The organism is Candidatus Nomurabacteria bacterium, assembly GCA_023898565.1.
In the GTDB taxonomy this organism is placed as follows: Bacteria; Patescibacteriota; Minisyncoccia; order Phycocordibacterales; family UBA918; genus OLB19.
In genome coordinates this window covers 545,256-572,183 of sequence record CP060228.1, presented here as the reverse complement: position 1 = coordinate 572,183, position 26,928 = coordinate 545,256, and the positions used below count along the sequence as shown (strand labels likewise).

The window sequence follows — 26,928 nt, the reverse complement described above, 5'->3', positions numbered from 1 at the left end:
ATTGTCTACTTAAGATGCAAACCAACCACCTTGAAATTCACAAATAGATTCATCAGATAATTCCAGAAACCTGTCACTGCTGCAATCAATATCCTTGCAACGAGATACGAAACGCCAAGCTTCTCCACGACCACAAACATGCCGCCAACCACCAAACCCAGCCCCAAGAGAGCTATGCCAATAAAGTTGAAATACCCCTGTTTAAGGGTTCGCGTTGTTCCAGGAAAAACAAACGTTCGACTCACGACATAATTTATTGAAACGGCTACCAGAAACGCAACTCCAGCAGCTCGTAAATAATCAATCTGTAGGCAGTCAATCAGCAAGAACAACAAAGCAAGATCAAGCAAAAAGGTCGATCCGCCAACAAGAGAATATCGAAAAAAACGCCTAAACCGCAGACTCACTCGCCCATCATACCGCATTGAAGCAGTGCTTGAAATGATAAAAATGTGTGTCATAGTCTCAGAGCCTACATAGGCGTGTTCTTTTTACATTCTCTGAGGAATTACCATGACGATTATCAGCACTGAACCGAACGCTCCGAAAGTGGACTTTCTCTGGCTGGAACTCACCAATCGCTGCAACATGCAGTGTGCGCATTGCTGTGTTGATTCGGGACCCTACTCGGGCAACACCGACATCATGACCACGGCAGACTGGAAACGCATGTTGGACGAGTCATACAACCTCGGTTGCCGCCTGGTGCAATTCATCGGCGGCGAGCCGACGCTCAATCCTGACCTGCCGAAACTGATCGCCTACGCTGCCACCCGCGGCTATACTGAGATCCAGCTCTACACCAACCTCTACCATCTCAGCCGCGAAGTCGTCGATGCGATTGTTGCGCACAACGTGAACGTTAAGACGTCGGTCTACGGGCCTGACGCCAAAATTCACGACGCTGTCACCAAGCATCCGGGAAGCTTCAATCGTACGATCGGCAACATTCTCGGCCTTATTGGCAACCACGTGCCGGTGAAGGCCGCGGTGATTGAAATGGCAGAAAACGAAGGAGCCGCACTGACCACCATCGCCATGCTGGAAGACATGGGTGTGGAAGTGCACGGCTACGAAACCGCTCGCAAGGTCGGTCGCGCCAATGACGGTTCTGGTGACATGGGCGAACTCTGTGGTCACTGTGCTGGCGATACTGTCTTCGTCGGCGCCGACGGACGCATCTCTCCCTGCACGATGTCAACCAGCTGGTCGATTGGTTCGGTGAGCGACGGAAAATCCCTCACTACGGTCCTGGATTCACCGACAAGTGGCATCATTCGTCGCCAGATTGGCGAGGCTACTATCGGCAAGCAAGCAGTTTGCACGCCGAAAGTCTGCTCTCCGTACGATACCTGTTCACCCAAGCACGGCCCCGGCCCCTGCGCTCCGACTGGCTGCATTCCCTGTTTCCCGAAAGGGTAACTCCTCACTTCAACACCCCTTCGGGGGTGTTTTTATAAGAACACACGATATTCGTAAGTAAACCGACACTTTGTCGTCATCGCCTAATGTAGCCACAATTACTAGAACTAAAACAAAAACACCATGTACAACGATCACTTCACTTGTACGCGGCGGGAATGTTTCTATCGTTACTAGCATTTGTTTCGATTGCTGCACTGCCAGCACAAGCCGCGACTATTACTGACGAACAAATTACCGAACAAAAACGCACCGTTATGATTGAGCTAGTCAACGTGCTGAGGGAGGATGTAAAACTACTGCAATTAATCTACATCCAAAAACTTCAAGCACAGGTAGCGTATCTGCAAGCACTCGCTGATGAACAGTCTAAATAAAACCAACTAGTCTTCAATACTTAAGAATTCAATGGGACAAACTGCAATGATTCAGCAAACACCTCAAAATCATGATGAATTATCGAATCAAACTCGAGATACGCGCCAGTCAATACGTATATGAATTCTCCATTTGCGACCACGATGGTGTCAACGAGGTAGAGACCATCTACGGTATATCGTACTGCATGTACCCCTGCCACCGTCACGTCACGATTGACTGCGCCGGCTATAAGCTGGCTATTTGAAAATTCGGGGTGAGCGTCGACCCAAGTACTTGTCGTCTCGTGGTTACTATTTTTATACACAGTAATACCAATTGATGGCGGCCATTCACTTGCATCCAGTTGCCCTTGCATGAATTCATAGTCTGTCGCCAACATGAGCGTGTAGAGACGTTCAAAGTCTGGGTCAGTTTGCTCATTTTTTTCGAGCGTATGCAGAACATAACCGTTTGGTGCCGTGCGGTACTGAAAAGCCAGACCCAAATCAGGCGCCGAAACAGCGGCATATGTCTCCGGTTCAGAATCCGTAACCAATGTAGCATCGTCATGGGTACGCTGCCACGCCAACAAAACCACGGCCACAACAACCCCAACCACGAGCGTCTTTTTCATAGCTATACGTAACAGATTACTTATATATTATAACTCCAGCTGGCAGTGACTGCGTAATAATCTCTAAGTCATGTGTTGAATAATTCGTAGCACGGAGGTTAAGCTCTTTGAGGTTTTTCAAATTGCCGAGCTCGTACGGTAAACCAGTAATAGGATTCCCAGAGATGTTGAGATATTCAAGCTGGGAAAGCTGGCCAAGCTCCGCCGGCAAGCCAGTAAAGTTGTTGTTGCTTAAGTCCAACCGGCGGAGCTTAGTCAACCGATGTACTTCAGCCGGCAGCGCACCACTCAACTCGTTATTTGATAGGTCCAGCACCTCGGTATCGACTTGCTCAAATAACGATTGTGGCACCTGCTGCAACTCCTGACCATGCCAATCAATCACCACCATTCCTCCGGACACTGTCGGAGTTGTGGTAATTACCTCAGACTCCGGTTCTTCTGTTGTAGTGTCATCATGAGTGGTCTCAACATAAAAGAAGTACGCCGCCGCAAGCGCAACCAAGCCAATAGTGAGCTGTGTAATTCGCCAGTTCATATGAGTAAGTATACGCTTCTTGGTAAAAATGAATAGTAACAAAAAGCGCGCCGGCTTCGCCGGCGCGCTTTTTTATAACCTACAAACTCAAAGTAGATCGTAAGGATGCATCAGTCTTGGCTTCAACTTCGATAACATCTGTATCAACATCAGCCTTAACACCCGCATCAATCTCTACCTCAGTCACAGAAGAATCCTGCGAGTCATCTGCACCAGCTTCGGATGCAGCAGAAGCCTCTGTTTCATACCCAGCAGCATCAGACGACGCTGAAGCATCAAGTATAGTATCGATATTCACATCGGCATCGATGCGTACGCTTGCCTCTAGGCGCAACACACTCTCGAGGGCACTCACCACTTCTTGAGCGATACGAATAGCTGCCTGCGCTTCAATGTACGCCGTTTGATACGACTCAGACTCCAGCGCAACATGAGCACGTGCTTCCGCTGCTACTGCCATCGCTAGCTTTGCTTCAGCCTCAGCATACGCTGCGGTCGATACCTTCCCTGCTAGCGCTGCAAGTTTAGCCTGAGCCATCGCAACACGATCGCTCGCGGCAATCACTGTAGCAGCCACATCAGCGCGGACATCCGCCGACACATCTACCGTTGCCGTTGCCTGCGCTGTTGCAGCAGCATCGGCATACGAGCGAATATTTGTAATAAGCAGCGATCCGTCATTGCCAGCGACTTGCGCATTTAGACTCGTGAGCACGTCCGCCGCAGCACGCAACGACCCTTCAAGCGAAGCGCGCACGGTTGCTGATGACTCATACTCACCATCTGCTTCAGTCTCATTACTCTGCGCCGCAGCTTCCTCATAATGCTCCTCTAAACGCGCACTGAGGTCGGCCGACACTTCAGCAGTAAGCTCACCACGAGCAGCTAACGTTTCTGCTTCCTCCAGGCGCTCTTTAGCCAAGTTCACCTGTAGTTCAGCCTCAGCCTCGCTTGAAAATGCGAGAGCACTTTTAATCGTTTCATTCACTTCAGTTTTCACTGGATACAAGAGATCACCCGGCACTGCCCCTTCAGCAGCAAACGACGTTCCTCCGCCAGCGATCAACATAATTGCAAGAAATGCAGCAGTCATAGGTTTTGGGGTTTTAAATAGGGTAAATAATCTGGCACGAGCACCTACTGGCGACGATACCTGCTCTATAGAACGACTCTCCTCGCCAACTCTTACACCATGAAAGCGCGCGTACTCCAAAAGCTCAGCTTGCATGCGCGCCCGCGACGTCTCTGACAGCTTCATGCCCTTGAGCGTTTCGACGTATTCAGTTGTTTTAGTGTCTTTATTCATAGGTGTAATGTTTGTTGCAAGCGCTTCGTCGCTCGATTGAGCCGAACCGAAATCGTATTGGCCGTCTCGCCAAGCGCGACAGCAATATCTTTCGGATCAAGACCTTCGACATACCTCAAGAGCAACACTTCTTGATCGCGCTCTTCAAGCACGCCAATCGCATCCAGCACCTCTTGGTACGACGCCAGCAGCTCTGGACTGGCCTCAGTCGCCACTGGCATCGCACCAGATTCCATGTGTGCGTCCAGCGATTCACTCTTTTTCTTTTTGTACCAATCCTTGGCTAGATTATTCGCGATAGTGTATAAGAGCGAACGCGCATTCGTTATTTCCTTACCGTCACGCAAGTACTGCCAGTAGCGCGCAAAGACTTCTTGTGTCATGTCCTCCGCCAATTCAACCTGCGATACCTTCACCATACAAAAGCGAAAGATCGCATCGCCATACTCGGCAAACGATTCCACAAACTTTATCTCTAGTTGCTCCTGACTCATATAACGATTTGTATCACTTACTCTTACATGTATCAAATAACGACGCAAGGAAGAATCTTCACTGCCAAAGACATCACCTGTATCCTCACACCCAAACACACGATTGATTATTATTTAGTATGATACCCAGATGGAAAAAGCCGTTTTATATAAGGTGAAGCCCGGACAATGGAATACTTGGAAAGAGTGGTGCACAGAGATAAACACCACGTTACGTGAAGAGGCCATTCTCACACTCGAAGAAGAACAGGTGCTTCATGAGCTAGCTCTTGGTTTTAGTCTTGGAGATGATCAGTACGTAATTGGTTTTATGCAAGGCGAATGCCTTCCAGCCAACACAGCCCATGAGATAAACCAAAAGCATCGGAACATGCGAGAACAATGTCTTGAGAAGATTGACTACGCCGAGACGTTGTACAATATTCAGCGATAACAACCTCGAAAGGATGAGGGGTAAATGCTACCGGACTAGGACTCGAACCTAGATAGCCAGGACCAAAACCTGGAGTCCTACCATTAGACGATCCGGTATTATTTTTCTGTACGTCACTTCGACCGATACTGTCAGCTTTGGCGCTTTTCATCTGATTTTCTTTTGGAGAAAGAAAATCAGATGTACTCAGAAGTTATTGTCGCTTCGCTCTGTAACTTCTGGCAACCATTAGACGATCCGGTATTATTTTGCGACTACATTGATGTGTCGGCGCGAAACCTTCGGTTTCGCGCCGACACAGAGTAGCATAATTTCCCTATTGGTTAAAGCGGTCTTTGTCGCGCACAGCCACCTTATCAAGGCTGCGCTTTAGCGCTGCATCCAAATCAATATCGTGTGTATTCGCAAAGCACGCAAGTGTATACAAAATATCGCCCACCTCCTCTTCAAACTCCTGTTGCCGTTCGTCACTCTTCTTTTGCTTCGGGCCATATTCGTGATTGATAAGCCGTGCCAGCTCACCCACCTCCTCCGCCAGACGAGCCAGGATCTCGTGAGGCTTCCAATATTCCCAGCCTTGCTCTTTAAACCACACATCAATAGCTTGTTGTTGTTTATTCATAGACAATTACATATCACTTTCGTATGCCGCTTTGATAAAAGCGGTAAAGAGCGGATGTGGCGCCAACGGCCGAGCGGTAAGTTCGGGATGAAACTGCACTCCCACAAAGAAGGGATGCTCTGCGACTCCAAGCTCGGCAATTTCCATCAAGCGACCGTCTGGCGAGGTGCCCGAGAAGCGCAGGCCCTTTTCTTGCAGAGTTGCCACGTAGGCTGGATTTACTTCATACCGATGGCGATGCCGCTCTACAGTTTCCTTTGCTTTGTACGCCTTGGCAGCAAGCGAACCGGCCACCAAGCTAGCTGGATACTGCCCCAAGCGCATAGTACCACCCATTTCTTTGTTGGCGATTTTCTCTCGCTGCTCATTCATGACACCAATTACTAAGTCTTTTGCCCTCGGGTTAATTTCCTCCGTACTCGCATCCTTGAGCTTAAGCACATTCTTCGCGTACTCTAAGACCATCAGCTGCATGCCGTAGCAAATACCAAAGTACGGAATCCGATTCTTCCGGACATACTCGATTACATTAAGCTTGCCTTCAATACCAGTCGTTCCGAAACCACCAGGCACCAACACACCGTCGTATTTTTTAAGTTCTTTCAACTTCTTTTTGTCAGTGAAGTCCTGCGCCGAAAGATATGAAATCTCCGGCTTGAGATTGAGTTTGTATGAAGAATACTTAATCGCTTCAAGCACTGAGAGATACACATCAGATAATACAAAATCACCGGAGTTAAAGTACTTCCCAACCACCGCAATTTTGACTGGCTCAGTCACGCTGTGTGAGCGCTTCACGAACTGCTTCCACGCTTTGAGGTCGGCTGGCTTTTTGGCTTTAAGTCCGAGCGTAGCAAGGAGGCGTTCGGAGAGTTTATCCTCTTCATAATTGAGCGGAATGTCATAAATACTTGGCACATCAGGTGCAGAGATGACATTCTCCACTTTCACATTACAAAACCGTGCAATTTTCTCTTTACGTTTCTGGTCCACTCCCATCGGACTTCGACACACGATCACATCGGCAAACACGCCTGCACTATTGAGTGCACGTACCGCCGTCTGGGTCGGTTTGGTCTTCATTTCGCCAATACTCCCTGGCACCGGCAGATAGCTCACCATCACCACTGCGACATTCTCTGGCTCTTCCATTTTCATCATACGAATAGCTTCTAGGAAGAGAACGTTTTGGTACTCGCCAACCGTACCACCCACTTCAATCTGCACCACGTCGGCGGCCGCTTCTGTAGCAGCTGCTTTAATGCGACGAATGACTTCCAATGGAATGTCCGGTACCACTTCTACATTGCGGCCACCGTATTCGAGATTTCGCTCCTTTTCGATCACTGACTTATACACGCTGCCAGTGGTCATGTAATTGATGCTCGGCAAATCAGTATTTAGAAATCGTTCGTAGTTACCCATGTCTTGATCGGTCTCCAAGCCATCCTTGAGCACAAACACTTCACCGTGCTCGGTTGGATTCATAGTGCCAGCATCGACATTGATATACGGATCAATTTTCATTGCTGTCACCTTGAGCCCGCGCGCTTGAAGGACCGTTGCAATCGAAGACGAAGCCACTCCCTTGCCTACACCACTCATCACACCGCCCACCACGAAGATGTATTTCACAGCCGGCTGTTTGACAGTCGTTCGTTGTTTTTTAGTAGACATAAATAAAAGTAGGAATTAGGTTCGCAAGTAGCGAGCCACTGCTAAGATACTTGAAATAAGTCCAAGCACGATACCAATGCCGACCAATACCCCAAAGATTTCACCGAAGTTTAAAATGTAGTACTGATAGAGATCGACTCCAAAAAATTCTGCCGTCGCTGGACCAAGCCAGATGAGCATTGGATAGAAGAATGCTAACGCCAATACACCAGAAATGAATCCATACATAATGCCCTGCAACATAAATGGTCCACGGATGTACATGTTGCCAGCGCCCACCAAACGCATAATGGCTATTTCTTCGCGAGATGTGTAAATCGCCAAGCGGATAGTATTAAACGTAATGAGGATAGCGGCAATCAACAGAATACCCATCACTACCAGACTAGCCCGCTCAGTCGCCCCAATGATGGTTGTTAGACGATCAATTGAATCGCGATTGCGGTTGTAGTTCACCTCATCAATCACCGGCGTTTGAGGCTGTTCGAGCTCGCGCTGCTCGTCCAGAAAACGCGCAATACTCTCATACTGTGAAGTCTGCTTGGCCTGGACCGCAATGTTGGCACCGAGCGGGTTCTCATTGAGTTCTTCAAGTGCCTGCATCGCCACGGTGTCGTCTTTATTTTCGAGACGATACTTAGCCAATGCATCTTCGCGTGAAGTGTAGGTTACGCCTGATACATCCGGCAAGGCTTCCACTGCTTGCATAATGCGGTCAATCTCTTCCTGCGGAGCATCGGGAACAAAATAAACATTGATATCAACCTTTGATTGCAAGGTCATCAGTGATGTCTGCAACAGCTGATTGAGGAACATAGTTGCTCCAATCACAAACAACCCAATAGTAAGCACGAAGATAGACGCAAGCGATACATACGCATTGCGCCAAAACCCAACAAATCCTGCTTTTACTACTCTACGAAACGCGGTGACCATAAAAAACTATAAAACATACTTACCACTAGTATCATCTCGAACGATGCGACCACCATCCATCGTAATCACGCGTCGCTCGATCTCATCAATTACGCCTTTGTTGTGCGTAGTCATGATGACCGTGGTACCCAAATCATTAATCTTGCGCAAAATCTGCACTACTTCATAGGTTGCAATTGGATCAAGATTTCCGGTTGGCTCATCGGCAATGATAATGTCTGGCTGATTTACAATCGCACGAGCGATTGCGACGCGCTGCTTTTCTCCTCCGGAAAGTTCATTTGGGAAATTCCACGCCTTATCATCGAGATCGACCAGCGCAAGTGCATGAGGGACATTTTCAGCAATCTCGGCATCGGTGCGGCCATTGGCTTCCATAGCAAACGCCACGTTTTCAAACGCGGTCTTATGCGGCAAAAGCTTAAAGTCTTGGAAAATAGTGCCAATCTTACGACGATAGTTTGGCAGCTTGGTCTTTGGAATACGATGCACATCAAGCGACTCAAAAAAGACCTGGCCATGTGATGGGCGATCTTCGGCAATGATCATCTTGAGGAGGGTGGTCTTTCCAGCGCCTGAATGTCCTACGATTGAGACAAACTCTTTTGGTGCGACCTGGAAGGTGACTTCCTGAAGAGCGGCGCTGCGGCCATCGTTATACACCTTTGAAACATTATCAAAGTAGATCATAAATACATGTACTTACTGCTACCTTCGCTCGTTCGGCCATATACATACTTCAGAATTTCTGAAGTATGTATATGACGCTCACTCACTCGGTAGTAAATCATACGAGACAGTATACCATGTCACACAGGACCTCAAAACGTTCTAATTAGACTGGGCCGAAGCCTCAATAAACGGCTCTATATCACCCCCTAAGACCGCGTCAACATTGCGTACTTCGGTGTTGGTGCGATGATCTTTTACAAGCTGATATGGATGCAGCACATACGAACGAATCTGACTGCCCCACTCAATCTTAAGCGTCTTTTCGACCGCAAGACCTTGTAGCTCCCGACGACGCTGCTCCTCTTCAAACGCAAAAATTTTTCCAGCCAACAGCGCCATTCCTTTTTCACGATTTTGCTGCTGTGACCGTTCCGAAGAAATGTGTACTGAAATGTTCGTTGGCTTATGCACAATACGCACCGCTGTCTCACGCTTATTTACATTTTGCCCACCAGCCCCACCAGAGCGCGCAAACGAAATATCCAAGTCCTCATCTTTGAGCTGAACTGCCGACGTATCTTCCAGGCGCGGTGACACTTCCACCAACACAAATGACGTCTGTCGCTTGCCGTTAGCATTAAACGGCGAGATACGTACCAAGCGATGGACACCCGATTCGTGCTGCAGTGCCCCATACGCCCCCTTCCCTTGTACCTCAAGTGTAATATTGCGATAGCCGTTGTGATCATTGGCATTACTGTCTATCACCACCATTCCCCAACCTTTTCCTTCCGCATAGCGCTGGTACATCTCGACCAGCATGCGCGCAAAATCTTCCGCATCGTCACCACCGGCGCCGGCCACAATCGTAAAGACAGCATCACTACGATCATACTTTCCTTTTCCTTCCGCAGTATCCTTGAGTTCTTGCAGCTCCTTAATCATTACTTGCGCTTTCTGTGGGTCACTCCAAAAATCAGGCAGTAGCATGGCTGTTTCAATTTCGGCAATCCGTTTTTGTGCGTCTATCTTTCCGTCTGACATGTTGGTGAGTATAGCAAGAAATAGGGAAACCGGCGCGGACCGAAGGGCCGCGCCGGTGTTGAAACATTGACATAACTAGGTACCTGCTGTATTTTCAGCCGAGCAAACACTGGAGGTACTGACAATGAAACTGACCTTTGCCCCTCGTTCTCGTAACCGCTACGCCTGCAATCAAACCGGGCACGTGATGAGCAAAAACGCTCTTCCTGGCTACCGCAATGCGTTTCTTGGTGGCGGTGATCTGGCTGCAGCTGGCTATCTCTCCAATCGACACAAACGACCCTCTATTAGGAGCAGCAAACCAAAAGCACGACACGGCAGCAAGTACCGAAACAAGCACATGTAAAAAGGCCCGCAAGGGCCTTTTCCTTTGGAGCCAATGCCCAGGATTGAACTGGGGACCTCATCCTTACCATGGATGCGCTCTACCAACTGAGCTACATTGGCGTAATCATCATTAATGACCGACAGCATAACAAATCAATGATCATTACGCCAGCTTTTGAGCCATCTCGGAGGATCGCACCACGAGAGTATTTCCGTTTTTATATTCCCTCCGGTCAATAAAAACTAGGTCAACTCCGGACCTTAGCGTTACGGATGCTACGCTCTACCAACTGAGCTAAGATGGCACGAAAAATATTCTAGAGGAATTCATCGCATCACACAACTGGGAATACTAATCAAAGAAAGCGTTGCAAAATTTCTCCAAAACCGCTATACTCTTGCCACCTCAAATATTTGCGCTGGTAGCTCAACTGGTTAGAGCACCCGCCTGTCACGCGGGAGGTTGCGGGTTCGAGTCCCGTCTGGCGCGCAAAATAAAAACATCTGCAAAATGCAGATGTTTTTATTTCTTTGCAATGACCAGATCTCGTACTGCCACCACAAACCACACCACATTCAAAACAAAGAATGGCACACTCGCAAGCAGATAGGCATATACAATGAGAAGCAATGCCCCGACAGCATTCACACTATCATATCGCCTGCTCTCAATAGACCATTTCCCCAGCTGACTCATGGTAAACGCTAGCAAAATTAACGCTGCGCCGGAAATACCAACAATTTCTATCATACATGCAGTATACCAGCCGGACAGACTACTTCTCTAGAAACCGATACACGACGAGCGGCACCCAAATGAGAAAACTGGCAAAGCCAATGATAAAGAAGGTTGGTATCAAAAAACTAATCTGTGACTCACCGGCTCCAAAGAACCAGATATTGGTAAGTGCGGTTGTTGCGCACAGCAGCATTGCAGCCCAAAAAATACGTAAGGAAATTTTTTCTATCATACTCCTTGTAACTATATGTTTAGAGGAAAAGGTACAGCGGCCGGAAACTTCGTTTCCGGCCGCTGTACCTTTTGTGTCGACGGGAGGATTTGAATCTTACAGATTCGGTACAGGTTGTCGCTATTTTGTTCGCTCGCTCCAAAATAGCTGGCAACCTTTTCAAATCCTCACAAGCTGTCTCCCAGACAGCTTTCCGTCAACACAAAACCGCCCCCAGGGCGGTTATTTGTGTCGACGGGAGGATTTGAACCTCCGACCCCAGCTTTATGAGTGCTGTGCTCTAACCAACTGAGCTACGCCGACATGTGCCACTAGATTACTAGTGGCGCTAGAGTACACTATTTTTTCGTTAGGTTCAACAGGCTTTTGCCCGACGGTCTTGAATGAGCGAACCAAGAATACGTTCAGCTTTGTCAATATCTTCGGGGTACCCAATCGGTATCCAAAGGTTTTGTTCCACCACTGCTATTGGGTAGTCCTTCGCATACTCTTCAATCACGTCTGTGAGATAGAATTCTCCCTTTCGCTCTACCTTGAGCTCATACCCAAAAATGTGTTCGTCGAGCACCATCACTCCGGTCGAGGCCAAGTTTGACGGTGGATGATCTGGTTTTTCAATCATCTGTGCCAATGTGCCATCAGGATGACGAACCACGATCCCAAAGCGCTCTGGCGTGTCAGTCGTAAGGGTGAGCATGGAGCGCGTAAAAGAAGTCGCTCGAGCAATATCCTGCGCACCATGAAGATCGTCAGCAAACATAAAAAGGAAACGACCCTTGATTAAATCCTTGCAAAGCCACAGTGCGTGGCCGGTGCCTTTTTGTTCAGCTTGGTGCACATACGTTACTTTGCGACCATGGAATTCTTCGCCACAGTGCTCTTTAATCTGTTCTTCTAGGTAACCCGTCACCAAGATAAGCTCATCAACCGCGCTCGGTAGTGCTTCAACAATATGATCCAGCAGCGTCTTTCCTGCCACTTTTACTAGAGGCTTAGGTGTATTTTCAGTAAGTGGTCGAAGTCGCGTGCCTTTTCCGGCCGCCAAGATTACACATTGCATACGGCGGTAGTATAACAGATACCCCACTTTTTTTGGAAATAAGCATAGTATGCACAACTCAATTGCTATACTGTTGATATGAAATTCATATTCACTCCTCATACGTACCTCAATCGCAGCCTTCGCATACTGTTGGCCACCAATGCTCTCATTCTCATGTCCGCCGCCATGCTGGGACCAATTCAAGCGCTCTTTGTTACGGAAATTGGCGGCGATCTCCTGGATGCTAGCTTTGCTGCTGCCACCTTTGCAGTAGTGGCTGGCATCACCACTCTACTCATCGGACGATGGACTGACCGCGTAAAAGAAAATGAGCTAATTATCGTAGCCGGCTATACACTCATCGGCATCGCTTTTTTTCTTTTCCTAACCGTAGAAACGGTAGCCGACCTATTATTTGTGCAAATACTTCTAGGTCTTGGAGAGGCGATTTACTCTCCAGCCTTTGACGCTGTCTATACTCGCCACCTTACCGATGGCAAAACCGGCAGTGGTTGGGGCGCCTGGGAAGCTATGAACTATTTCATGATTACCGCTGGAGCTACCGTGGGAGGTTTTATCGCGTCACGATATGGCTTTGACCCGCTCTTTATCATTATGGGTACCCTTTCAATTAGTGCTGCGGCTTATATCTACTTTTTACCAAGACGGGTGCTCTAAAGAGGAATCACAAAGGCCGCGAGCTTCGCTCGCGGCCTTTGTGATTCTTGTTGCGGGGCCCGGAATCGAACCGGGGTCTGGAGGTTATGAGCCTCCCGAGGTACCTCTCCTCTACCCCGCTATGTAGGTGGGATACACCATACCCCATTTAGCTAAACTTGGCAACCTAGCTTACCCCAAGCTCATTGAAAACTCGTTGATAGCGACCAATCGTTTCCTGTGCGATTTTCTTAGTGAGCACAAAATCTGCCCCGTCATGCGCGATCCGATTACGAATCTTGTGTGCCTCCCAGGCATCTTGCAGTGTATTCATGTTGGAAGCTGCGCTCTTTAAACGTTCTCCCAGCGTAGCGCCAGGGTAACCCTTTTGCTTAAGCGTGTCATCCATGACAATGTCTGCCTCAATAATAGCTAGTTTCCAATCGTTTGGATTGTCGCTTTCAATGTGCGTAAAGATGTCTTGCAGTCGACTACTCTTTGCCACACCGCGATACTGCTCATCCCAGAGCCGCTCTGCATCGCGAAGTGCCTGCGTTTGCAAATCAACATACAGATTTTTCTTCACTGACGCGTACACGTACAAAACCAATAAGATAATCGAGACTATGTACGCCAAAATCGTATACACTGACCAAAGCGTATCAAGAAACGCCAAAACACCACCCAACGAAAATAAGCCTGCTAATTCTGGTACATTCAAGCCGCCAAACGCGTTATCAATTCCAACACTAGGAATAGTCGGGCCGCTAGTGGCTGTTGGTCCTGGGATAATGTTTGGTTCCATGTCGAGCTATTTTTGCTCGTCGTAGATCATTTTTCCTATCGTAAAAAGACGAGCGTCACCACCGTGTGGTCCTATATATTGTATACCAACCGGCAACTGCTTTCCGCCGTCTTCCACGGTTCCCATTGGGAACGTCAGTGTCGGCACACCAGTAAGATTTACCGGCACCGTGAAAATATCCTGACGATACATCGCCAACGGGTCTTCCTTCTCGCCAATCTTAAATGCTGGAGTTGGTGCAGTTGGGGTAAGAATCACATCTACTCGTTTGAAAGTTTCAGCGAGTTCAGCGCGCATCTTCTTGCGCACAAGCTCAGCCTTTCCGTAGTACGCGTCATAGTAGCCAGAAGACAACACGTGGGTACCAAGTAAGATACGTCGCTTCACTTCCTTGCCAAATCCTTCCGCGCGAGTCTTTTCGTACACATCAAGAAGATTGTCACCATCAACCGACATACCGTAGCGAATACCATCAAAGCGTGCGAGATTAGAAGACACTTCAGCTGGCATTACAATATAGTATGCAGCCAAACCTTGCTCAAAGAGTGGCAACTCGATGTCTATCACTTCATGTCCAGCCGCTTTAAGTGCAGCTACATGAGCATCAAAGGCCGCGAGCACACCCTCATCAACACCATCCGCCAAGAAATGACGTGGCACACCAAACGTATACTTTTCTTTTGACTTAAGTACTGGGTAAGTATCTGGCGCAATTGTGGTCGCGTCCATCGGGTCGAGCCCAGCCATCACATTGTGAATTTGCTCGGCGTCAGCCACGGAAGTAGCAAGGGGACCCGCTTGATCGAGCGAGGAACCCATCGCAATGAGACCATAACGCGACACCGCGCCGTACGTCGGCTTAAAGCCGACCAAACCACAGTAGCTCGCTGGCTGACGAATTGAACCGCCGGTATCAGTACCAATCGCTACCGGCACAGCTCCCATTGCCACCGCCGCAGCTGAGCCGCCAGAAGAACCACCTGGCACACGGGTCGTGTCTACCGGATTCTTGGTTAGACCAAAGGCAGAGTTTTCGGTTGAGCCGCCCATTGCAAATTCATCCATATTGGTAGCCCCTACCACAATCGCTCCAGCAGCTAAGAGACGTTCTACAATTGTTGCGTCATACACTGCAGTGTAATTTTCGAGCATCTTAGAAGCTGCGGTCGCCTTCTTACCCTTCATCAAAATATTGTTCTTCAGCGCAATTGGTACACCAAGAAGCTCCGGTGTATCAGCCCCCTTTTCTTTGTATGTAGCTGCTGCTGCTTCGGCTGCCTTAAGCGCGTCTTCTTCATACACCTCAAGAAACGCATGGATTTCGCCATCCTTTTCTTTAATCACCGCCAAAGTATCCTTGACCACAGCAACCGGAGAAAGTTCGCCAGAAATATATTTGGCTCGTAGTTCAGAAATTGTCATATTAGTTTTCAGTATCAAGAATTTTCTTAACCGACATAAAGCGACCTTCTGAGTGCGGCATTTCAGCAATAATATCTGCCGTGTATTGATCAGGCTCGTTGGTCACCTCGTCTTTGCGGAAAATATTATGACGTACGCCCACCACAGGCGCTGCGTCAGCGTCGTCGGCAGCGATTGAACTCACTGCGCCAACATACGCCATAATAGAGTTTAATTCCCCTTCAAAATTAGTAATTTCTGCATCAGAAAGCCTAATGCGGGCAAGGTTTGCCAGGTGGACAATATCATCACGTTTCATGAGGCTAGCATAGCATTTGTGCGATAAATGTAAAAACAAATCCTTCCTTAGTAGCACTTAGCTTCTGTTGACCTACATCTGGTCGATCTATGACAACAACTTTTGAAACTCAGCCTCGGTCAACATTGGCACTCCAAGCTTCTTGGCTTCTATCGCCTTACTTCCCGCTTCGCTCCCCACCACCACATAGTTGGTCTTCTTGGAGACACTAGAAGAAATTTTGCCGCCCTGCTTACGAATAAGCTCCTTGGCTTCGTCACGAGTAAACTGTTCGAGCGTACCAGTAAGTACAAAAGTCTGCCCGGCAAATTTTTGTCCACTACTCGCCAGCTCTGGGTTGATGATTTCTAGATGCGGAATAAGCTCAGTGAGTGTTTGCTGATTAAGTGGATTTTGAAACCACGACACCAACGACTCCGCCACGGTGTCGCCCACACCGTAAATCGCCGCTACTTCTTCCATTGTTGCTGCCTGAATAGCCGCTAGTGACCCAAAGGCTTCGGCAATATCTCGCGCCGTCTCTTCACCAACGTTATCAATCGACAACCCAACGAGCAACCGATACAACGGGACTCGCTTAGCGTTCGCCACTGCCTGTATCACATTTTGGGCTGCTTTATCCTTAAAGCCCGGTAAATCGCGTAAGTCTCCCTCAGTCAAAGTAAACAAGTCTGCGTAGGTCGACATGAGTCCGTATTCTAAAAAGAGATCAATGAGCTTGGGGCCAACTCCATCAACATTCAATGCTCCCTTAGACACAAAATAATACAGTCGATGACGGTGCAGAGCGCCTGAGTCGGTCGAGACGCAACGGTAGGCTGCTTCACCAGGAATTCGTTCAATTGAGCCATCACCGCCGCACTCGGGTACGCGCTTCGGAAACCGATACGGCTTCGTTCTGTCAGGCCGAAGCGACACAATGACCGAAAGTATCTCTGGGATGATATCGCCCGCCTTCCGCAGCACCACGGTATCGCCCACCCGCACGTCGAGCCGGGCGATGTTATCTTCATTATGTAACGTCGCGCGCGAGACCGTTGAACCATCGATTAGTACTGGTCGCAAGTGCGCGACTGGCGTCACCACTCCTGTTCGCCCTACCTGGAGCGCAATGTCTTCAACAACCGTTGTCGCTTCGACGGCCGGAAACTTATATGCCATCCCAAAACGCGGCGCTTTCGCGGTGTAGCCCAAAAGTCGCTGCAAGAGTACGCTATTCACCTTAAGCACCACGCCGTCGACGCCGTAGGGCAGTGCGTCACGCTTAGGCAACCATTGTTCATAGTACGCTTGTGCCGCCGCAATATCTTTGCACAACGCTACCCTATCACTCGTTGGCAGACCAAGTTGCTTGAGAAGTGCAAGCTCATCCCATTGGGTGTCTGGTAATGTAAGTGCTGTTTCTTTTGGATCAAATAAATCCACATCGTATACAGTGAGTGAGAGATTGCGCGTAGCCGAAACAGAGGCATCAAGCTGGCGCAATGAACCAGCAGCAGCGTTTCGTGGGTTTGCAAACAACGGCTCAGCAGCCGCGGCGCGCGCTGTATTTATGCGCTCAAACTCTCGTTCCGAAAGCCAAACCTCTCCGACACAAATGAGATCAACGGGCGCTCTGAGTGTGTGCGGCAAAGTCTTGATGGTACGCGCAGTGTGCGTTACGTTTTCTCCGATTACACCATCACCGCGCGTTGACGCGCGCACCAACTCACCTTTTTCGTACTCAATCACCAACTTCAGCCCATCAATTTTATGTTCCGCCACATAGGAGAGCGACTCCGGCGCTTGATCAGCTTCGCTGATCAAGCGCCGGAGTCTAGTATCCCATTCACGCAACTCCTCTTCGGTAAACACATTGTCAAATGACCACTGCCGAACTCGGTGCGTCACTTTTGCAAATGCTTCGCTCGCTGCGCCGCCAACGAAATCGGCAGCGCTTACGCTCCCTTCTACTCTAAGCTCCAAGGCCTTAAGTTCTACCAAAAGCGCATCATACGCTTCATCACTGATTTCTGGGGCATCCTCTTCATGATATCGCTTTCGATGATACGCCACAGTCTCCCGCAGCTGCTGCAGTCGTTTTCGGTCAGTCTGTTTTGCCATACGCTAGAATTGTAGCAGCACTTCGCGTTCTACGATACCGTACGTACTTCCTGCATTTACCGCCGCACAGTTTTTGTTGTAGCCTTTTACCGAAATCACTGTACAACGCGCACCAGGCTCACATTCTTTAGTCGCAAGAGGATACCCAGGCATATCTTCAGACACATCTTCAATTACTAAATTTCCCACACTCGTTATGCTTGTTGAAGCCACGAGCGTGGTCACTTTAGTACAACGATCAGCTGGCGTACCCCAGGAGATGTCGTATTCATAGATAAAAGCCTCTCCCGTTCCACTGTCGATATACATACCCGGATTAGGATCAATACTTGGCACCGAGCCGTCTGTATTATTTGACACTGTACCACTGAAGCAAGCCGGGGTAATCCCGCTTCCTACCTCCATATCACCTGCGTTTACTTGTCGCACATACCGAGCACATTCCATACCTGCGTTGGCTGCATGGAATGACACTTCCGAATCTTTTGCATTACTTGAAAGACGCACTTGTTTAATTGACAAATCTAGAATAGACAACCCGACAGACAACACTACACCAACCACTACCAGAGTGATGAGTAGTGCAAACCCTTGCTCGGATATTTTTCTGTGTACGTTATGGTGTTTCATATACATTAAACAAGTGAGTCTCTACTTTAACTGACTGAAGTTGCCGGAACGATCCAGATCGCCATGTCACCTCAGACACCACACGAACATCATCGTCGGCCGAAGCACCAACTGGTACTTTAGTAAATCTGATAGTTCGTGTGTAATCGGTCTGTTCATTACCTGACACAGCATATGTATATCGAGCACGGCCACCGGCTGCATCAAAATACACTTTGCATCCCAAACTTGCGCAGCTCTTTGGTGCAGCAAGCGCCCCGACCGCACTACCATCAACCAGCTCTAGTCCGCAGCCAGCAGTTTGATAGCATAAGCCATACTGACCCGCCGCTGTTTCGTCCAAAAAATCTCCCCAGGGAGTTGGGTTTGCAACCGGATCATCAAAAAAGTCTAATAAAAACTGATCACGCGCGCGCTGCGCCAACTCTGCTCCTTCCTGAGCCAAGAAAAATGCCACCACCTGTTCGCTCGAAAAACTCGTACTGCGCGCAGTCGACATACTGATGGTCATTGGACCAATCATAACTACCAGTAAAATACTAATTGCCACCAGCGTTTCTACCAGTGAGAATCCATCCTGCTCGTGATGTGAATGATGATACGTCATATATCCAAAGTTCGCTGCGTTATAGTGGTCTGAATCTTATACGGTTTGGCTGCCGGATCATTAACCTCTTTTGCCTCAAGGTAAATAGTAACTATCGCTTGGTTGTCATCAGTGCTACCACCATTTTGCGGAGCTGAACCGGTCACAAAAAACTCTGCGTTCTCAATGAAAATGCCACTTGAAACGATTGATTGTGCCAAGCCACTGCCGACTCGGCGATAAATCTTCCCTTCAGTTTCATCAAAGAAGTATAAAATCCGCTCTGCTGCACCAGTAATACTGTCACCAGATTCTTTGAAAGCAATTCCTTGTAGGCGCAAGCCACCAGTATTGCCAGTAGCACAATCCTGAGTCCGATCAGCTAACGTATCAAGGTCGGTGGCTGATGGCGGTGCGTTTACCCCGTCTTTAAAAATTTTATCTGAGCCTGAGTTGTAGTTGGTTTGTGCATCACAAAAATAGTGGGTGCCGGTACGAATTTCACGCGTCATACTATCAAGCGCAAACGAGAGATTAGTCATGACGCTTTGCTCAGCCTGCAGCTGTCGATTGGTCGCGATGAGCGTCAAAAGCGCCCCCACCGCCACCGTTACCACAATAGAAAACAACGCCAATGAGACAATCATTTCAACTAACGAGAATCCATTTTGGGGCGTATTATTTTTCATAAGCTTATTGTACGGCAATCTGCCCCGTTGAGGTTATTTCAATCGTGCGCATATCACCCGGACCAGAGCCAACCGACCCACGTCTGGCAACATCAATTTCAACTGTTGCTCCTGATACAGGGCTGTTAGCAGCATCATAAATGACTGCGTCAAAATTTGGTCGCACAAACACAACAGAGACTTCGTCGGGGATGTCAGTAGTACTGCCATCAATAATTCTAATTTCTCTAATCTCAAACCGCTCATCAAGCCTACTGCGGCCTCCAAAATCTTCACTTGAACCACTATAGAAACCATCATTATCACTGCCGCTGGTAGCGTCTCGGTATATCTGATATTCACCGTCCCAAACTGATGTTGAGTTGAAATATAAGCCGTATTCGTTACGAAAATCTCCAGCGCCGCCGCTCGCGCTGACCGCACTAAGCTGCACTTCACGAGCCGCGAGAGCAATCTCGTACGCTTGATTACGAAGCAGTACCGCACCATTAAACGCGTCTTGTCGACTTAAAATAATTGAGAGCACAATTACCATCACGCTAATCGCCACCATCAGTTCGACCAAACCAAAACCCGCGTGGCCAAACTGCGCCGACTGACTTTTTTTACATAAAACTAAAGAGCGCCAAGACATTGAAATGTGTAAATAGAATAACAACTGTGCTGGCCACGAGAAAGGGAGCAAATGGGACCGCGCTTTTCATTGTAAGGGCTTTACCTAGTACATGTAAACCGGCTTTTCCCCTACTGAATCTAGCGGCGCCTAAGAGCAGCAGACTCACACCAGCACCAATCCAAAATGACAGCACCACAAACGAAAACACATGAGCTGGACCAACCAGCAGGCCGAGCGGGAAAGCCAACTTAACATCACCAAAGCCGAGCCACTGCCCTTTTGAAACCACCCAGAGCAATAGAAAGAAAGCCGTTCCGCCAAGTGCGGAAAGTGTGTACATAAAGACATTCTCAAGCATAAAGACCCCTTGCCACCAGCGATAGCCATAGAGAAGGACCGTGGCAATGGTGAGATATATCGTTAATCGATCAGGGATAATAAAGTGATACAAGTCATACACTGTAATCACTACCAATACGGAAAAAATGTACCACCACACCAGCAGCTGCAACACATCGATAGTTATTGATATCGAAAGTGCAAATAGGAGTCCAGTCAAAAGCTCTACCAGAAAGTATCGCACCGGAATCCGGCAGCCGCACGTGCGACAGCGACCGCGCAAGCCAAGGTATGACACCAGCGGGAAGAGCTCGTACCACGTAAGCTTTCTGGCGCACGACAAACAGTGCGAATGCCCTGACAGTGACTTACCGGTATGAAACCGGTAGATGTACACGTTGAGAAAACTACCGATGATTACCCCAAACCCAAAGGCCACTACACCAAGTAGAGCTGGGGAGAAAAAACTGACATCAAGCAGCATGAAGTAAGTATAACAGACAAGAGGCGCCCGCTTCGCGGGCGCCTTTTGTCTGTCGACAATCAAACTATCCACCAAAGACTCACCGCCCTTACGGGCAGCAGTTTGAGGAATGGTTCGCTATCGGCGGATAGTTTGGTTTTGTGCAACCTACGGAGGACACACCACATCACCCACCCCGAGCTACGCACCAATCTCTTTGCGCACTCCGGTACTATCAATACACCAGTAGCCTGTGTCTATGGCTACCGAAGCCGCGTACGCACTCGGCGAGCTGTTGCACATCACGGTACTAGAGGCCAAACTTTCAATAGAAGCAATCAAGCCAACAATCGTGGAGGAGGTAGCAAAGCCGTTAGAGCCACAAACCGTATCGTAGGTGAAGCTCGCATTGTTTTCTATGCCAGCTCGCTTCGCGAGTGCATCCATTTCAGTCTGGATTTTTGCAGTGACAGCACTCTCGCGTGCATCGTTGAGTGAAGCTAAAATCATCGCTGCCAAAATACCAATAATGGCAATGACTGTAAGTAGCTCAATAATAGTGAATCCTTTGGTCAGTATTTTCATTAAAAATATTATACATAACATTTAGTCCCGGACACCTCTGTTACAAACAAAAAAACACCCTGAAGGTGTTTTTTTGTTTGTACAGCACTCCAATTACTATGAAGTACAATCAACTTCGTTTGCATTTGGGAACGCTGGGGTAGTAGTTCCAACGAAACCAGTAGAATCAATACACCAATGTTGATCAGCGCCACCTGGAGCAGGAATATTTAACGGAGCGCTAATAGCATATCCCGCATCGTTACTATGACAAGTAACAGTATCAGCTGCACCGCCTGTAGCAATGGCAAACACATTTGCATTGTTTGTTTCAGCGCGATTGTCGGCTGCTGCCTGCATCAGAGTATCAATCTGATTACCTGCAGTACAAACAGAAGCGTATGAATAGCCACTCTGGTTGTAAATCAACTCAGCCTGTGAACGAGCGTTACCAATCGACTGTTTGATTGAAGCGTCTTGGCCACCATCACGTGCATCATTAAGTGATGCGAGCACTACGGCTGCCAAGATACCGATAATTGCGATCACGACGAGGAGTTCGATAAGGGTGAAACCTCGTTGTAGTGTCTTTTTCATAAATCTATTATGAGTTATTCATTAATTCCCCTTTTCAGATATCAGCTGCGTATCTGAAAAAGGTTTGCCCACGTTGTACGCGGCTGTCTTTATTATACGACTTAGTGACGTATAGAAATAAAAAGGTGGGGAAAACAAAAGGCGCGGCCCGAAGGGCCGCGCCTTTTGTTTTGTAACTAAAACGCACTCGTCATATTGTAGATTGGCATCAAAACCGACGCGAGAAGTACACCCACCCCAAGACCAAGCATCACAATCATCGCTGGCTCAATAAGACCGATGAGTGTGTCAACAGCATTGTTTACCTCACGTCGATAAAAGTGTGAAAGCGTCGTTAAGATAGAACCCAAACTACCTGTCTCCTCACCCACTTTCGACATCTGTGCCAACACCCCAGGAATTTCCGGGAACTCAGCAATCGCATCAGCAAACGAACGTCCGCCTTTTACTTCAGTGAGTGAAGACTCGATAATCTCTCGGTACACAGTGTTATCTACCACATCGGCCGTCACCTCAAGTGCCTGCACAATTGAGATACCACTACCAAGCATCGTCGACATGTTGTCACACAAACGCGTCAGAAGCAGCTTCCGCTGCAGATCACCCAGATACGGCACTGACAAAATAAACTCATCAATCGTACGCTCACCAACATCAGTTTTAGAGAAACGCCACAACCCTACTCCAGCCGCTGCAATAGCAATTAAAATTAAAGCGATGTTGTTAACCAGAAAATCAGAAATGCCGATCACAATCTTGGTGTAGATTGGCAGCTCCTGTCCAGAATCTGTCAAAATTTTCGCAATATTTGGAATCACCAACGTAAGCATTAAGCCCATCACCGCAAAGAAAATCGCCACCACAAACGCCGGATACACCAGCGCATTGCGCGCCTTTGAGATAACTTCATACTGGCGATCAAGGTAGTCAGCCAAGTAATCAAATGATTTTTCAAGCGAACCAGACTCTTCTCCAGACCGCACTAAGTTGACATAAAAAGACGAGAATACTTCTGGGTGTGCTGAAAGTGCTCGAGAAATTGAACTACCAGCCTGGAGATCTTCCACAATACGATTCATAATCAGCTGCAATTGTGGATTCTCTACCTCAGCAGACAGCAGTCTAAAAATACGGAGTGGCGATACCTGCGCTTGAAAGAGCGTCGCAATCTGCCGCGACATAATCACAATCTCTTTATTTGAAACTGATTGGAAAAACGAGAATTCAATATTGAGCAAGCTCCCCAAACCGCCAGCGCTTGCCGCCTCATCTATTGACACCAGTGTGTAGCCACGCTTCTGCACAGCTGAAATTGCCGCGTCGATAGTCGGCGCCTCGACGGTCCCCTCGCGTTGCACATTGGCACCATCAACTGCTTTGTAGTTAAATAGCATACGAAAATAGTAATTAGATTAAACGCTCTAAGCCTTTCGGATTTACTGAATACGTAAAGGCATTCTCAACCGTAATGTCACCATTTTGCACTAAGCGTGCAAGTGAGCGATTCATGTCAATCATCCCCTGCTCAAGACCTGTCTCGATCACCGATGGAATTTCATGGATGCGATTTTCACGAATCAAGTTGCTCACGGCAGTATTGTTGATCAGAAGCTCGTAGGCCGGCACCAAGCCACCAGCAATATGCGGAATGAGTCGCTGCGAGAAAATCGCAATCAGTGACCCCGCGAGCTGCACACGAATCTGATCTTGCTGACCAGCTGGAAATGAGTCAACGATACGGTTGATCGTTTGAGCAGCATCGTTGGTATGCAGCGTCGAATAGACCAGGTGGCCTGTTTCCGCTGCAGTTACTGCCGCAGAAATAGTTTCAGTATTACGCATCTCACCAACCAAGATAACATCCACATCTTGACGCAGCGCTGCACTAAGTGCTTTTTCAAAACTACCGGTATCAATACCAATCTCACGCTGATCAATCAGTGACTTTTCTTCCTGGTACACATACTCAATCGGGTCTTCAATGGTTACTATGTGTTCGGCGCGGCCTTTGTTAATCCGATTTACCATCGCTGCTAGCGTAGTCGATTTACCTTGACCAACCGGCCCTACACACAAGAAAAATCCCTGCGAGCGCTGTGTAAAACTTTCAAGAATGGGCGGCAAATTAAGCTCATCAAAGTCGCGAATAACATTAGGAATGAGACGAAGCGCGACTCCCATATGCCCACGTTGGTAGAAGGCATTGCCACGAAAACGAACGCCTTCAGTATTTTCGTATGAAAAGTCAATTTCATTAAATTCAAGGTACCGCTTGTATTGATCTTCACGCATCAATACTTTTGCAAACGCGTTTACATCTGCGTCGGTCAGAATTGGCTTCTTAAGTAGCGGAATGAGTGTGCCCGACACACGAATCAGCGGATGAGAGCCAACGGAAAGATGCAGGTCAGATGCCTGTTCTTGCAAAATGAGTTCAATGAGTGCACTTAGTTCTCGTTTGTAGTCTACAGCCATAACAATTTACTTAAAAAGTACCTCCGCTTTTTTCACCACATCACTTGGTACCACCTCCGCTTTGATAATGTATCCGTCAGCCCCCGCTACTTCCGCCTCCTTAATATCCTCAGGCTGCCCCTGGTTTGATAACACGACGCATTTTGCCTTAAAGTCTGGAAAGTCTCGTTTGATATTTTCAATCAACTCAACGCCAGACATGCCTGGCATGACCATGTCTAAAATGACCATATCAAAATCGGGATGTTGTCGGATTTTCGAAAGACCGGCAGCGCCACTGTCGGCCACTTCGACTTCGTACCCACTGTCAGCAAATTTCTTTGCGTACATATCACGCAAAAAAGCGTCATCATCTACTAGAAGCAGCTTCATCATCACTCATTATAGCTTCTGACACCTCAATGTCTGTCAGGTTATCGACAGTGTCATAGGTTTCGTACACAGCGTCAGATGGTTCATCAATCTCAATGTCCATGCCGATTTTGGTACTGAAGACATTCATTTCTTCGTAGGGAATCTCATGATTGAGCGCTTTGATGATGGCATCTTCTTGCAGCGTAACAAAACCATTCTTACGCGCAGTTTGGAAGAATTCCTCTTCTGAAGCATTGCGTAAAATGAGCTCTTGCATCTCTTCGTTGATTTCGAGCACCTCAGTAATGGCCGTACGCCCACGATAGCCGGTGGCACAACTTGCTGTAGACTCAGGGTGTAACATGGTTTGCTTTTCGGGAATGCGACTGCGGAATTTGGTTGGCAACGTTTTAAATGCTTTTTCAATTCGTCCCTTCGTACCCGCGTCTATAGACTCTTCTCGACCAGTGCCATTACACAGTGTACGTGCAAGCCTTTGCGCGATGGCCATTTTGAGCGTTGGTGCGATCAAGTACGGATCAACCCCCATATCAATAAGACGCGGCACCACACCTATAGCGTTGTTGGTGTGAATGGTTGAAAGCACCAGGTGACCCGTAAGCGCAGCCTGAATGGCCAGCTGCGCCGTTTCTTTATCACGAATCTCACCCACCATAATAATGTCTGGGTCTTGACGCAGTGCAGCACGCAAACCTTTAGCGAAGGTGTAGCCAATTTCTGGCCGCACCTGTGACTGACTCACACCGTCCATGTTGTATTCCACCGGATCTTCCAGTGACATGACGTTTTTTGATAGTGTGTCGAGCTCCTGAATCATGCCGCGCAAGGTCGTTGACTTACCAGAACCTGTTGGACCAGAAATAAGAATAATACCGTACGGCTCCTGCACAATTCGTTTGATAATTTCGCGATTGGCTTCAGAAATACCACTCTCCGCCAAAGAGCGGACTCCTTTGCTTGTGTCGAGAATACGCATCACCACTTTCTCGCCGTGGTTGGTTGGTAAGACTGAAACGCGAAAATCAATCTTGCGGTCATCAAAGGTGGCTGAGAAACGACCGTCCTGTGGTTTGCGACGTTCATCAAGCCGCATGGACGACAAGATTTTTACTCGTGCCACCACTGCCATATGTACGTTTTTCGGCAAAGTGAGGCTTTTTGCCAAATCACCATCAACACGAAAACGAACACCTACCTCCTTTTGGCTTGGCTCAATATGAATATCGGACGCACTTCCGTCTACCGCGTAGCGCAAAATAGTGGCCACAATTTTGGTCACAGGAGCATCTTCTTCGATGTGTTCGAAAGACTGCTTACTTTGTTCGCCTGACTCTTCAAGACTAGCGGCAATTTCTTTATCAAGCTCACTCTCTAAAGTTTCGAGTGCATCTCCAACGTCGCCTTCTAGGTTCGAGTAAAAAGACAACACACGTGTGATGTCTTCATCAAGCATGTACACCAAGCGATATGGCAAATTGTTCTTGGTACTAATGAAGTTGAGCGCTTCGCGCATCTGCAGATTGTCTGGGTCATTGACTCCTACCACCAACACTTCATCCTCAACCATGAGCGGCACCACACGATAGTGTTCAGCTGAAGAATCAGATACGTAATCAAGCACCTGCTGTGTCACCGAAAAACCTTCTGGTATCACAAACGCCGGCACCTGATAAAACTCAGCCAAAGCATTCCGCACAAACGCCCGATCGAGACCGAGTTCAATAAGTACCGTGTCGTACGGCCTACCTGTTTCACCAATTATGCGTTCAGCTTGAGCTATCAACTCCGCATCCACCGCACCCTGATCTTTGAGTGTTTGTAGTGGATCCAT

Annotated in this window: 33 protein-coding genes and 5 tRNA genes; 6 read left to right on the top strand and 32 right to left on the bottom strand. The window is 48.1% G+C overall.

What is annotated here, in order from left to right; all coding sequences use genetic code 11:
- Positions 1-5: 5 nt before the first annotated feature.
- Complete coding sequence (locus H6780_03035; GenBank protein ID USN88444.1) at positions 6-461, bottom strand: GtrA family protein; 456 nt, start codon at positions 459-461, stop codon at positions 6-8.
- A gap of 52 nt (positions 462-513) precedes the next feature.
- Here H6780_03035 and H6780_03030 point away from each other — a divergent pair, with 52 nt between their 5' ends.
- On the top strand, positions 514-1,422 hold the full coding sequence (locus tag H6780_03030; protein ID USN88443.1) for a radical SAM protein: 909 nt from the start codon (positions 514-516) through the stop codon (positions 1,420-1,422).
- Between the two features lie 158 nt (positions 1,423-1,580).
- The gene (locus H6780_03025; protein ID USN88442.1) at positions 1,581-1,799 is read left to right on the top strand and encodes a hypothetical protein; all 219 of its coding nucleotides are present in this window, start codon (positions 1,581-1,583) and stop codon (positions 1,797-1,799) included.
- 20 nt (positions 1,800-1,819) lie between these two features.
- Here H6780_03025 and H6780_03020 read toward each other — a convergent pair whose 3' ends face one another.
- The 4 genes from H6780_03020 to H6780_03005 all read right to left on the bottom strand — a co-directional run bounded on the left by H6780_03020 (position 1,820) and on the right by H6780_03005 (position 4,754).
- Positions 1,820-2,416 (bottom strand): hypothetical protein, encoded by a 597-nt coding sequence (locus tag H6780_03020; GenBank protein USN88441.1) that lies wholly within the window; start codon positions 2,414-2,416, stop codon positions 1,820-1,822.
- A gap of 16 nt (positions 2,417-2,432) precedes the next feature.
- The gene (locus tag H6780_03015; protein USN88440.1) at positions 2,433-2,954 is read right to left on the bottom strand and encodes a leucine-rich repeat domain-containing protein; all 522 of its coding nucleotides are present in this window, start codon (positions 2,952-2,954) and stop codon (positions 2,433-2,435) included.
- A 79-nt stretch (positions 2,955-3,033) separates the two neighbouring features.
- Entirely contained in the window at positions 3,034-4,260 is a 1,227-nt protein-coding gene (locus H6780_03010) for a hypothetical protein (protein USN88439.1), read from the bottom strand.
- On the bottom strand, positions 4,257-4,754 hold the full coding sequence (locus H6780_03005) for a sigma-70 family RNA polymerase sigma factor (protein USN88438.1): 498 nt from the start codon (positions 4,752-4,754) through the stop codon (positions 4,257-4,259). Before H6780_03005 ends, H6780_03010 begins: the two co-directional genes overlap by 4 nt.
- A 130-nt stretch (positions 4,755-4,884) precedes the next feature.
- Between H6780_03005 and H6780_03000 the strand changes: the two genes are divergently transcribed.
- Positions 4,885-5,187 (top strand): hypothetical protein, encoded by a 303-nt coding sequence (locus H6780_03000; protein ID USN88437.1) that lies wholly within the window; start codon positions 4,885-4,887, stop codon positions 5,185-5,187.
- 316 nt (positions 5,188-5,503) lie between these two features.
- On the opposite strand, the gene H6780_02995 is transcribed toward H6780_03000, so the two are convergent.
- The 5 genes from H6780_02995 to H6780_02975 all read right to left on the bottom strand — a co-directional run bounded on the left by H6780_02995 (position 5,504) and on the right by H6780_02975 (position 10,138).
- Positions 5,504-5,809, bottom strand: coding sequence for a nucleotide pyrophosphohydrolase (locus H6780_02995; protein ID USN88436.1), 306 nt, complete (start codon positions 5,807-5,809; stop codon positions 5,504-5,506).
- A gap of 6 nt (positions 5,810-5,815) precedes the next feature.
- Positions 5,816-7,486, bottom strand: coding sequence for a CTP synthase (locus H6780_02990; protein ID USN88435.1), 1,671 nt, complete (start codon positions 7,484-7,486; stop codon positions 5,816-5,818).
- A 15-nt stretch (positions 7,487-7,501) separates the two neighbouring features.
- Positions 7,502-8,422, bottom strand: a complete 921-nt coding sequence (locus tag H6780_02985; GenBank protein ID USN88434.1) for an ABC transporter permease — start codon at positions 8,420-8,422, stop codon at positions 7,502-7,504.
- A gap of 6 nt (positions 8,423-8,428) precedes the next feature.
- Complete coding sequence (gene ftsE, locus H6780_02980) at positions 8,429-9,112, bottom strand: cell division ATP-binding protein FtsE (GenBank protein USN88433.1); 684 nt, start codon at positions 9,110-9,112, stop codon at positions 8,429-8,431.
- A gap of 141 nt (positions 9,113-9,253) precedes the next feature.
- Entirely contained in the window at positions 9,254-10,138 is an 885-nt protein-coding gene (locus H6780_02975) for a PCRF domain-containing protein (protein ID USN88432.1), read from the bottom strand.
- A 124-nt stretch (positions 10,139-10,262) separates the two neighbouring features.
- On the opposite strand from H6780_02975, the gene H6780_02970 reads away from it, so the two are divergent.
- Positions 10,263-10,484 carry a hypothetical protein gene (locus H6780_02970; protein USN88431.1) on the top strand — a complete coding sequence of 74 codons (222 nt, stop codon included), beginning with the start codon at positions 10,263-10,265 and terminating at the stop codon, positions 10,482-10,484.
- Between the two features lie 25 nt (positions 10,485-10,509).
- On the opposite strand, the gene H6780_02965 is transcribed toward H6780_02970, so the two are convergent.
- Positions 10,510-10,585, bottom strand: a tRNA-Thr gene (locus H6780_02965).
- Between the two features lie 58 nt (positions 10,586-10,643).
- Positions 10,644-10,770: transfer RNA gene (locus H6780_02960), tRNA-Thr, on the bottom strand.
- Positions 10,771-10,881: 111 nt separating this feature from the next.
- Between H6780_02960 and H6780_02955 the strand changes: the two genes are divergently transcribed.
- Positions 10,882-10,955: transfer RNA gene (locus H6780_02955), tRNA-Asp, on the top strand.
- Between the two features lie 33 nt (positions 10,956-10,988).
- On the opposite strand, the gene H6780_02950 is transcribed toward H6780_02955, so the two are convergent.
- The 4 genes from H6780_02950 to H6780_02935 form a co-directional block, all read right to left on the bottom strand.
- On the bottom strand, positions 10,989-11,216 hold the full coding sequence (locus H6780_02950; GenBank protein USN88430.1) for a hypothetical protein: 228 nt from the start codon (positions 11,214-11,216) through the stop codon (positions 10,989-10,991).
- Between the two features lie 25 nt (positions 11,217-11,241).
- Positions 11,242-11,436 carry a hypothetical protein gene (locus tag H6780_02945; protein ID USN88429.1) on the bottom strand — a complete coding sequence of 65 codons (195 nt, stop codon included), beginning with the start codon at positions 11,434-11,436 and terminating at the stop codon, positions 11,242-11,244.
- A 229-nt stretch (positions 11,437-11,665) separates the two neighbouring features.
- A tRNA-Met gene (locus H6780_02940) sits at positions 11,666-11,739 on the bottom strand.
- A gap of 52 nt (positions 11,740-11,791) precedes the next feature.
- Positions 11,792-12,496: an NTP transferase domain-containing protein gene (locus H6780_02935; protein USN88428.1), complete on the bottom strand. Its 705-nt coding sequence runs from the start codon at positions 12,494-12,496 to the stop codon at positions 11,792-11,794.
- Positions 12,497-12,574: 78 nt separating this feature from the next.
- Here H6780_02935 and H6780_02930 point away from each other — a divergent pair, with 78 nt between their 5' ends.
- Entirely contained in the window at positions 12,575-13,156 is a 582-nt protein-coding gene (locus H6780_02930; protein ID USN88427.1) for an MFS transporter, read from the top strand.
- A gap of 50 nt (positions 13,157-13,206) precedes the next feature.
- On the opposite strand, the gene H6780_02925 is transcribed toward H6780_02930, so the two are convergent.
- The 16 genes from H6780_02925 to H6780_02850 form a co-directional block, all read right to left on the bottom strand.
- Positions 13,207-13,277, bottom strand: a tRNA-Met gene (locus tag H6780_02925).
- Positions 13,278-13,322: 45 nt separating this feature from the next.
- Positions 13,323-13,940: a hypothetical protein gene (locus H6780_02920; protein USN88426.1), complete on the bottom strand. Its 618-nt coding sequence runs from the start codon at positions 13,938-13,940 to the stop codon at positions 13,323-13,325.
- 6 nt (positions 13,941-13,946) lie between these two features.
- Positions 13,947-15,362, bottom strand: a complete 1,416-nt coding sequence (gene gatA, locus H6780_02915; GenBank protein ID USN88425.1) for an Asp-tRNA(Asn)/Glu-tRNA(Gln) amidotransferase subunit GatA — start codon at positions 15,360-15,362, stop codon at positions 13,947-13,949.
- Position 15,363: 1 nt separating this feature from the next.
- The gene (gene gatC / locus H6780_02910) at positions 15,364-15,660 is read right to left on the bottom strand and encodes an Asp-tRNA(Asn)/Glu-tRNA(Gln) amidotransferase subunit GatC (GenBank protein ID USN88424.1); all 297 of its coding nucleotides are present in this window, start codon (positions 15,658-15,660) and stop codon (positions 15,364-15,366) included.
- A gap of 87 nt (positions 15,661-15,747) precedes the next feature.
- The gene (gene ligA / locus H6780_02905) at positions 15,748-17,763 is read right to left on the bottom strand and encodes an NAD-dependent DNA ligase LigA (GenBank protein USN88423.1); all 2,016 of its coding nucleotides are present in this window, start codon (positions 17,761-17,763) and stop codon (positions 15,748-15,750) included.
- A 3-nt stretch (positions 17,764-17,766) separates the two neighbouring features.
- The gene (locus H6780_02900) at positions 17,767-18,393 is read right to left on the bottom strand and encodes a hypothetical protein (protein USN88422.1); all 627 of its coding nucleotides are present in this window, start codon (positions 18,391-18,393) and stop codon (positions 17,767-17,769) included.
- A complete protein-coding gene (locus H6780_02895; GenBank protein ID USN88421.1) occupies positions 18,380-19,000 on the bottom strand; it encodes a prepilin-type N-terminal cleavage/methylation domain-containing protein in 621 nt (206 codons plus the stop codon). The genes H6780_02900 and H6780_02895 overlap by 14 nt, the downstream gene beginning before the upstream one ends.
- The gene (locus H6780_02890) at positions 18,997-19,668 is read right to left on the bottom strand and encodes a type II secretion system protein (protein ID USN88420.1); all 672 of its coding nucleotides are present in this window, start codon (positions 19,666-19,668) and stop codon (positions 18,997-18,999) included. The genes H6780_02895 and H6780_02890 overlap by 4 nt, the downstream gene beginning before the upstream one ends.
- A 4-nt stretch (positions 19,669-19,672) precedes the next feature.
- Positions 19,673-20,302 carry a prepilin-type N-terminal cleavage/methylation domain-containing protein gene (locus tag H6780_02885; GenBank protein USN88419.1) on the bottom strand — a complete coding sequence of 210 codons (630 nt, stop codon included), beginning with the start codon at positions 20,300-20,302 and terminating at the stop codon, positions 19,673-19,675.
- Positions 20,274-21,107: a prepilin peptidase gene (locus tag H6780_02880; protein USN88418.1), complete on the bottom strand. Its 834-nt coding sequence runs from the start codon at positions 21,105-21,107 to the stop codon at positions 20,274-20,276. Before H6780_02880 ends, H6780_02885 begins: the two co-directional genes overlap by 29 nt.
- Positions 21,108-21,287: 180 nt before the next feature.
- Positions 21,288-21,665 (bottom strand): type II secretion system protein, encoded by a 378-nt coding sequence (locus tag H6780_02875; GenBank protein USN89258.1) that lies wholly within the window; start codon positions 21,663-21,665, stop codon positions 21,288-21,290.
- A gap of 102 nt (positions 21,666-21,767) precedes the next feature.
- Positions 21,768-22,247 (bottom strand): type II secretion system protein, encoded by a 480-nt coding sequence (locus H6780_02870; protein ID USN88417.1) that lies wholly within the window; start codon positions 22,245-22,247, stop codon positions 21,768-21,770.
- 176 nt (positions 22,248-22,423) lie between these two features.
- The gene (locus tag H6780_02865; protein ID USN88416.1) at positions 22,424-23,641 is read right to left on the bottom strand and encodes a type II secretion system F family protein; all 1,218 of its coding nucleotides are present in this window, start codon (positions 23,639-23,641) and stop codon (positions 22,424-22,426) included.
- Positions 23,642-23,654: 13 nt separating this feature from the next.
- The gene (locus H6780_02860; GenBank protein ID USN88415.1) at positions 23,655-24,722 is read right to left on the bottom strand and encodes a type IV pilus twitching motility protein PilT; all 1,068 of its coding nucleotides are present in this window, start codon (positions 24,720-24,722) and stop codon (positions 23,655-23,657) included.
- A gap of 6 nt (positions 24,723-24,728) precedes the next feature.
- The gene (locus tag H6780_02855) at positions 24,729-25,094 is read right to left on the bottom strand and encodes a response regulator (protein USN88414.1); all 366 of its coding nucleotides are present in this window, start codon (positions 25,092-25,094) and stop codon (positions 24,729-24,731) included.
- Positions 25,072-26,928, bottom strand: coding sequence for a type II/IV secretion system protein (locus tag H6780_02850; protein USN88413.1), 1,857 nt, complete (start codon positions 26,926-26,928; stop codon positions 25,072-25,074). The genes H6780_02855 and H6780_02850 overlap by 23 nt, the downstream gene beginning before the upstream one ends.

Coding starts and splice junctions, on each gene's coding strand:
- H6780_03035 (USN88444.1), bottom strand. CDS start 461: ATGACACACATTTTTATCATTTCAAGCACTGCTTCAATGCGGTATGAT.
- H6780_03030 (USN88443.1), top strand. CDS start 514: ATGACGATTATCAGCACTGAACCGAACGCTCCGAAAGTGGACTTTCTC.
- H6780_03025 (USN88442.1), top strand. CDS start 1,581: ATGTTTCTATCGTTACTAGCATTTGTTTCGATTGCTGCACTGCCAGCA.
- H6780_03020 (USN88441.1), bottom strand. CDS start 2,416: ATGAAAAAGACGCTCGTGGTTGGGGTTGTTGTGGCCGTGGTTTTGTTG.
- H6780_03015 (USN88440.1), bottom strand. CDS start 2,954: ATGAACTGGCGAATTACACAGCTCACTATTGGCTTGGTTGCGCTTGCG.
- H6780_03010 (USN88439.1), bottom strand. CDS start 4,260: ATGAATAAAGACACTAAAACAACTGAATACGTCGAAACGCTCAAGGGC.
- H6780_03005 (USN88438.1), bottom strand. CDS start 4,754: ATGAGTCAGGAGCAACTAGAGATAAAGTTTGTGGAATCGTTTGCCGAG.
- H6780_03000 (USN88437.1), top strand. CDS start 4,885: ATGGAAAAAGCCGTTTTATATAAGGTGAAGCCCGGACAATGGAATACT.
- H6780_02995 (USN88436.1), bottom strand. CDS start 5,809: ATGAATAAACAACAACAAGCTATTGATGTGTGGTTTAAAGAGCAAGGC.
- H6780_02990 (USN88435.1), bottom strand. CDS start 7,486: ATGTCTACTAAAAAACAACGAACGACTGTCAAACAGCCGGCTGTGAAA.
- H6780_02985 (USN88434.1), bottom strand. CDS start 8,422: ATGGTCACCGCGTTTCGTAGAGTAGTAAAAGCAGGATTTGTTGGGTTT.
- ftsE (USN88433.1), bottom strand. CDS start 9,112: ATGATCTACTTTGATAATGTTTCAAAGGTGTATAACGATGGCCGCAGC.
- H6780_02975 (USN88432.1), bottom strand. CDS start 10,138: ATGTCAGACGGAAAGATAGACGCACAAAAACGGATTGCCGAAATTGAA.
- H6780_02970 (USN88431.1), top strand. CDS start 10,263: ATGAAACTGACCTTTGCCCCTCGTTCTCGTAACCGCTACGCCTGCAAT.
- H6780_02950 (USN88430.1), bottom strand. CDS start 11,216: ATGATAGAAATTGTTGGTATTTCCGGCGCAGCGTTAATTTTGCTAGCG.
- H6780_02945 (USN88429.1), bottom strand. CDS start 11,436: ATGATAGAAAAAATTTCCTTACGTATTTTTTGGGCTGCAATGCTGCTG.
- H6780_02935 (USN88428.1), bottom strand. CDS start 12,496: ATGCAATGTGTAATCTTGGCGGCCGGAAAAGGCACGCGACTTCGACCA.
- H6780_02930 (USN88427.1), top strand. CDS start 12,575: ATGAAATTCATATTCACTCCTCATACGTACCTCAATCGCAGCCTTCGC.
- H6780_02920 (USN88426.1), bottom strand. CDS start 13,940: ATGGAACCAAACATTATCCCAGGACCAACAGCCACTAGCGGCCCGACT.
- gatA (USN88425.1), bottom strand. CDS start 15,362: ATGACAATTTCTGAACTACGAGCCAAATATATTTCTGGCGAACTTTCT.
- gatC (USN88424.1), bottom strand. CDS start 15,660: ATGAAACGTGATGATATTGTCCACCTGGCAAACCTTGCCCGCATTAGG.
- ligA (USN88423.1), bottom strand. CDS start 17,763: ATGGCAAAACAGACTGACCGAAAACGACTGCAGCAGCTGCGGGAGACT.
- H6780_02900 (USN88422.1), bottom strand. CDS start 18,393: ATGAAACACCATAACGTACACAGAAAAATATCCGAGCAAGGGTTTGCA.
- H6780_02895 (USN88421.1), bottom strand. CDS start 19,000: ATGACGTATCATCATTCACATCACGAGCAGGATGGATTCTCACTGGTA.
- H6780_02890 (USN88420.1), bottom strand. CDS start 19,668: ATGAAAAATAATACGCCCCAAAATGGATTCTCGTTAGTTGAAATGATT.
- H6780_02885 (USN88419.1), bottom strand. CDS start 20,302: ATGTCTTGGCGCTCTTTAGTTTTATGTAAAAAAAGTCAGTCGGCGCAG.
- H6780_02880 (USN88418.1), bottom strand. CDS start 21,107: ATGCTGCTTGATGTCAGTTTTTTCTCCCCAGCTCTACTTGGTGTAGTG.
- H6780_02870 (USN88417.1), bottom strand. CDS start 22,247: ATGAAAAAGACACTACAACGAGGTTTCACCCTTATCGAACTCCTCGTC.
- H6780_02865 (USN88416.1), bottom strand. CDS start 23,641: ATGCTATTTAACTACAAAGCAGTTGATGGTGCCAATGTGCAACGCGAG.
- H6780_02860 (USN88415.1), bottom strand. CDS start 24,722: ATGGCTGTAGACTACAAACGAGAACTAAGTGCACTCATTGAACTCATT.
- H6780_02855 (USN88414.1), bottom strand. CDS start 25,094: ATGAAGCTGCTTCTAGTAGATGATGACGCTTTTTTGCGTGATATGTAC.
- H6780_02850 (USN88413.1), bottom strand. CDS start 26,928: ATGGATCCACTACAAACACTCAAAGATCAGGGTGCGGTGGATGCGGAG.